Origin of the sequence: Nocardia carnea (assembly GCF_029869215.1) — a bacterium.
In the GTDB taxonomy this organism is placed as follows: Bacteria; Actinomycetota; Actinomycetes; order Mycobacteriales; family Mycobacteriaceae; genus Nocardia; species Nocardia carnea_B.
In genome coordinates, this window is record NZ_JARWPM010000286.1 from 1 (window position 1) to 2,851 (window position 2,851).

Below are 2,851 nucleotides of genomic sequence, written 5' to 3' on the forward strand. Positions count from 1 at the left end.
CGCGGGGCCGTAGCCGCTCTTTCGGCTCCCCGCGGCGCCTGCGCGCTGCTCTGTCCGGAGGGCTCCGTACACCCTGCTGCATGCGGCGATGTTCGATATCGCCGCGGCCGATCCCGGTCGCACGGCACTCGTCGACGGCGAGACGACGGTGTCGTTCGGCGAACTCGCCGAGCACAGCCGCCGGATCGCGGCGCTGTTGATTTCGCACGGTGTCCGGCCCGGCGATGCGGTCGCGGTCTGCGCCGCGCGGGGCACGGCGCAGGTGGCGGCGCTGTACGGAGTGCTGGCCGCGGGGGCCGCCTATGTACCGGTAGGGAGCGACCAGCCGCCGCAGCGGCGGACCGCGATCCTGGAACAGGCCGCGGTCGCTGTGGTACTCACCGACGACTCTGCCCGGTCGCACACAATTGTGCCGCGCGACCACGCCGGCGGAACCACTGATATCGCCGAGCACACCCCTATGGAGGGCGCCGCCGACGATGCCGAAGTCATCGGTACCGGCTGCTCCGATGACATTGCCGGTATCGCCGGTACGGCAGGTTCCGATAGTGCCGCCGAGCAGATCTCCTCGCCGGGGTCAGGAGATGTTCCCGGGAGAGTCGCTGGCGGAGGCGTTGTGCGCGACACCGAACCGGGCGCCGGTGGAGTGCCGGTGGTGGCGATCGCCGACGCCGAGGATCACGAGCCGGCGCCGGTGCATCGCGGCAGCGATAACGATCTTGCCTACGTGATCTTCACGTCCGGTTCCACAGGCGTTCCGAAGGGTGTGGAGGTCGAGCACGGGCAGGCGGTGAACACGCTGGCCGATGTGCGCGAACGCTTCGGGTTGGGCGGGGAGGACCGGGTTCTGGCCGTTGCGGCTGTCGATTTCGATTTGTCGGTGTTCGATCTGTTCGGTGTGCTGGGTGCGGGTGGGAGCGCGGTGCTCGTCGCGGACGCGGACCGGCGGGATCCGGATCGGTGGCTTGCGTTGGTGCGGGAACACGGTGTGACGGTGTGGAACACGGTGCCGGCGATGCTGGACATGCTGCTCATGGCGGCGGAATCCGGGCCGGGACTGTCGCCGGCGCTGCGGTTGGCGCTGGTGTCCGGGGACTGGGTGGGCCTGGATCTGCCCGGCCGGCTGGCCGCCCTGTCCGGGGGGTGTCGTCTGGTCGCGCTGGGTGGTGCGACCGAGGCGGCGATCTGGTCGAACTACTTCGAGGTCGGCACCGTGGACCCGGAGTGGACGTCGATTCCGTATGGTCGCCCGTTGCGTAACCAGCGCTTTCGGGTGGTAGACGGGAGCGGCGGGGATCGTCCGGATTGGGTGCCGGGGGAGTTGTTGATCGGTGGTGCGGGTGTGGCGCGGGGTTACCGTGGCAGACCCGACCTGACCGCGGCCGCGTTCTTCGACGAGGGCGGTGTTCGCTGGTACCGCACCGGAGACCTGGGCCGTTATCGTCCGGACGGCGTCCTCGAATTCCTGGGCCGCGCCGACCGTCAGGTCAAGATTCGTGGGCATCGGGTCGAGCTCGGGGAGATCGAGCAGGCCATCACCGCGCACCCGCGGGTCCGGCGGGCCATTGCGCTGGCGGTGGGGGAGCGCGCCCGGGCGCGGCTGGTCGCCTTCGTCGAACCGGAACTTCCCGCGGATCTGGCGAGCTTCCTCGCCGACCGGGTCCCCTCGGCTTGGGCGCCCGAGTTGATCGCGCTAGCGGACCCGCCACTGACGGGCAATGGAAAGATCGACCACGCCGCCCTGGTACGGCGAGCCGAAGCGGCCACCGCCGGTGGCGACGGAGCCGCACGGGGTGAGCCGGTCCGCCCCGGGCTCGAAACCCGGATCGCGCGGATCTGGCACGAAATCCTCGGCGGCGCGCTCCCCGGCCGGGACGCCAATTTCTTCGCCGCCGGCGGGGATTCGCTATCGGCGACCCGCCTGGTGAGCCGCCTTGCCCGGGAACTCGGCCTCCGCGTGACCTTGCGCGAGTTCTTCACCGACCCGACCGTCGCCGGGCTCGGCCACCACCGCCCCGCCACCGATACCGCCGCACCGGGCGACCGGTTGCGCAGTGCCGCGGCCGCCCCGGCCGTGACTGCCGATATCGCACACCGGCTGGATCCCTTCGGCCTGACCGATATTCAGGTGGCGTATTGGCTGGGCCGGTCGGCCGACTTCGACCTGGGCGGTATCGGCGCGCAGTTGTATTTCGAATACGACTGGCCGAGCCTGAATGTGGCCCGGCTGGAGCACTCCTGGAACCGGGTGATCGAGCGGCATGCGATGTTGCGTGCGGTGGTCGGCGCCGACGGCGAACAGCGGGTACTGCCCCATACTCCCGAGTACCGGATCCCGGTCATCGATACCGCCGGCGATTTCGACGGAGTCGCCGCGGCATTGCGGGAGGAGATGGCCGACGGTGTCCTGGATGCCGCCGACTGGCCGTTGTTCGATATCCGGGTCGTGCGCGACGGTGCGAAGTCCCGGGTGTGTGTGGTCTTCGACAGTCTGGTCGTCGATGGGCTCAGCGCACTGGTGCTCCTCTCCGAGTGGACCCGGTGGTACACGGACCCGGAGCTCGAGATGGCGCCACCGGCCATCGAATTCCGTGACTACGTGCTCGGTTGCGCACCGTCGGATGATGAGGTGCGGGCGGCTTTGTCGTATTGGCGGTCGCGGTTGCCGGAGTTGCCGCCGGGTCCGCAGTTGCCGTTGCGGGTGTCACCCGCGAGGGTGCGGCGGCCGCGGTTCGTGCGGCGGGAGGTCCGGCTGGATGCGGACGTCTGGAGTCGGATCGTTTCGCGTGCGCGGGCTATCGGTGTGACGCCGAGTGTGGTGCTGCTGGCTTGTTATACGTGGGTTTTGGGG

Annotated in this window: 1 protein-coding gene; it reads left to right on the forward strand. The window is 69.7% G+C overall.

The features are described from left to right. Positions 1 to 88: 88 nt before the first annotated feature. Positions 89 to 2,851, forward strand: a 2,763-nt coding sequence (locus QH276_RS19880; RefSeq protein WP_280396986.1) for an amino acid adenylation domain-containing protein, incomplete at its 3' end; no start/stop codon positions are given.